Origin of the sequence: Streptomyces sp. HmicA12 (assembly GCF_000373565.1) — a bacterium.
Lineage (GTDB): Bacteria > Actinomycetota > Actinomycetes > Streptomycetales > Streptomycetaceae > Streptomyces.
The window spans coordinates 10,065-13,366 of record NZ_KB891829.1 but is presented as its reverse complement, the minus strand read 5'-3'; the positions used below and the strand labels follow the sequence as shown (position 1 = coordinate 13,366).

Below are 3,302 nucleotides of genomic sequence, written 5' to 3'. Positions count from 1 at the left end.
ACCAACTGGCAGTCGTACTACGGCGAGCAGGCGATGGGCCACGTCGTGCAGACCGGCGGCCTCGCGGTGCAGAACTTCGTCTCGGCGGCCGTCGGCATCGCCGTGGCGGTGGCTCTCGTACGGGGCTTCGCCCGCTCGCGCACCGGTGAACTGGGCAACTTCTGGGCCGACCTGGTCCGAGGCGTCGTCCGCATCCTGATCCCGATCTCGGTGATCGGCGCGATCGTCCTGGTCGCCTGCGGCGCGATCCAGAACTTCGCCGGGATCCACGAGGTCGGCCAGTTCATGGGCGGCAGCCAGGAGTGGAACGGCGGCGCCGTCGCCTCCCAGGAAGCCATCAAGGAGCTGGGCACCAACGGCGGCGGCTACTTCAACGCCAACTCCGCCCACCCCTTCGAGAACCCCAACGGCTTCTCGAACCTCTTCGAGGTCTTCCTGATCCTCGTCATCCCGTTCGCGCTGACCCGCACGTTCGGCAGGATGGTCGGCTCGATCAAGCAGGGCTACGCGATCCTCGCCACGATGGCGACGATCTGGGTCGCCTTCGTCGCGCTGATGATGTGGACCGAGTTCGCCCACCACGGCCCGGCGTTCGACCTGGCCGGCGGTGCGATGGAGGGCAAGGAGACCCGCTTCGGGATCGGCGGCTCGTCGATCTTCGCGGTCTCCACGACGCTCACCTCGACCGGCGCCGTCGACTCCTTCCACTCCTCCTTCACCGGCCTGGGCGGCGGCATCACGATGCTGGGCATGCAGCTCGGCGAGATCGCGCCCGGCGGCACCGGCTCCGGTCTCTACGGCATGCTGATCATGGCGATCATCGCGGTGTTCATCGCCGGTCTGATGGTCGGCCGGACGCCCGAGTACCTCGGCAAGAAGATCGGCACCCGCGAGATCAAGTTCGCCGCCTGCTACATCCTCATCACGCCGGCGCTCGTCCTCGTCTTCACGTCCCTGTCGATGGCCATGTCGACGCCGAAGGACTCCATGCTGAACGGCGGCGCGCACGGCTTCTCCGAGATCCTGTACGCGTTCACGTCCGGCGCCAACAACAACGGCAGCGCCTTCGCAGGGCTCAGCGCCGACACCCAGTGGTTCAACACCACGATCGGCCTCGCGATGCTCCTCGGCCGCTTCCTGCCGATGGTGTTCGTGCTCGCGCTCGCCGGTTCGCTGGCCGAGCAGCAGCCGGTCCCGGCCACCGCGGGCACCCTGCGCACCCAGAAGCCGCTGTTCACCGGCCTGCTGGTCGGCACGGTGCTGATCGTCACCGGCCTGACCTACTTCCCGGCGCTCGCGCTCGGCCCGCTCGCGGAAGGCCTCGCGTCATGACCGTACGTACAGAGAAGACTCAGAAGAAGAATTCCGAGGACGCCATGTCCACAGTCACTCCCACCCGGGCGCCGCACCAGGACGTGCCGACCGGTCACAAGCCCGGTCAAGAAGGCGAAGGCAAGGTCGGCGCGGGTCTCTTCGACCCGAAGCAGCTGCTGAAGTCGCTGCCGGACGCCTGTCGCAAGCTCGACCCGCGCGTGATGGTCAAGTCGCCGGTCATGTTCGTGGTGCTCATCGGGTCGGTCCTGACGACCGTCTTCTCGTTCAAGGACCCGTCCGACTGGTTCGGCTGGACCATCAGCGCCTGGCTGTGGCTGACGGTGATCTTCGCGAACCTCGCGGAGGCCGTCGCCGAGGGCCGCGGCAAGGCACAGGCCGACACGCTGCGCAAGGCCAAGACCGACACGGTCGCCCGTCGTCTCACCAAGGACGGCCGGACCGAGGAGCAGGTCGCCGGCACGGAACTGAAGGTCGGCGACCTCGTCGTCTGCGAGGCCGGCGACATCATCCCCGGCGACGGTGACGTCGTCGAGGGCGTCGCGAGCGTCGACGAGTCGGCGATCACCGGCGAGTCCGCCCCCGTCATCCGCGAGTCCGGCGGTGACCGCAGTGCCGTCACCGGCGGTACGAAGGTGCTCTCCGACCGCGTCGTCATCAAGATCACGACGAAGCCCGGCGAGACGTTCATCGACCGCATGATCAACCTGGTCGAGGGCGCGGCCCGGCAGAAGACGCCGAACGAGATCGCGCTCAACATCCTGCTCGCGTCGCTGACCATCGTGTTCCTGCTGGCGGTCGCCACGCTGCCGCCGTTCGCGGACTACGCGGGCAAGAACCTCAGCATGGTCGTCCTCGTGGCGCTGCTCGTCTGCCTCATCCCGACCACCATCGGCGCGCTGCTCTCCGCGATCGGCATCGCGGGCATGGACCGGCTGGTGCAGCGCAACGTCCTCGCCATGTCGGGACGGGCCGTCGAGGCCGCCGGTGACGTCTCCACGCTGCTGCTCGACAAGACCGGCACCATCACTCTCGGCAACCGGCAGGCCGCCGAGTTCGTGCCCGTACGCGGCACCACCGACGCGGAGGTCGCCGACGCGGCGCAGCTCTCCTCGCTGTCCGACGAGACGCCCGAGGGCCGCTCCATCGTCGTCCTCGCCAAGGAGAAGTACGGGCTGCGCGAGCGCCACCAGGGTGAGCTGACCGGTGCCACGTGGATCGAGTTCACCGCCCAGACCCGGATGTCGGGTGTCGACGTCGACGGCCGCAAGATCCGCAAGGGCGCGACGGGCTCCGTCATCGCCTGGGTCGAGCAGCAGGGAGGCGAAGTCGCCGCCGATACACGGGAGTTGACGAACCGGTTCTCCGAGGCCGGCGGCACTCCGCTGCTCGTCGCCGTCGACGACTCGGAGGGTGCCCGCGTCCTGGGCGTCATCCACCTCAAGGACGTCGTGAAGGACGGCATGCGCGAGCGGTTCGACGAGCTGCGCCGCATGGGCATCAAGACCGTCATGATCACGGGTGACAATCCGCTGACGGCCAAGGCGATCGCCGAGGAGGCGGGCGTCGACGACTTCCTCGCCGAGGCCACCCCCGAGGACAAGATGGCCCTCATCAAGCGGGAGCAGGCGGGCGGCAAGCTTGTCGCGATGACCGGTGACGGCACGAACGACGCCCCGGCCCTGGCCCAGGCGGACGTGGGCGTCGCGATGAACACGGGCACGTCGGCCGCCAAGGAGGCCGGCAACATGGTCGACCTCGACTCGAACCCGACCAAGCTCATCGAGATCGTCGAGATCGGCAAGCAACTCCTCATCACCCGGGGCGCGTTGACGACGTTCTCCATCGCCAACGACGTCGCGAAGTACTTCGCGATCATCCCGGCGCTGTTCGCGGCGGTCTACCCGGGCCTGGACAAGCTGAACATCATGCACCTGTCCTCGCCGAACTCCGCGATCCTGTCCGCGGTC

2 protein-coding genes are annotated in these 3,302 nt (G+C 68.1%); both read left to right on the top strand.

Going from position 1 to position 3,302, the window contains the following annotated elements:
• Positions 1-1,332: potassium-transporting ATPase subunit KdpA (gene kdpA / locus B072_RS0130160; protein ID WP_018533684.1), on the top strand; the 1,332-nt coding region annotated here is incomplete at its 5' end.
• A 44-nt stretch (positions 1,333-1,376) separates the two neighbouring features.
• Positions 1,377-3,302, top strand: a 1,926-nt coding sequence (kdpB, locus tag B072_RS0130155) for a potassium-transporting ATPase subunit KdpB (RefSeq protein ID WP_420707589.1), incomplete at its 3' end; no start/stop codon positions are given.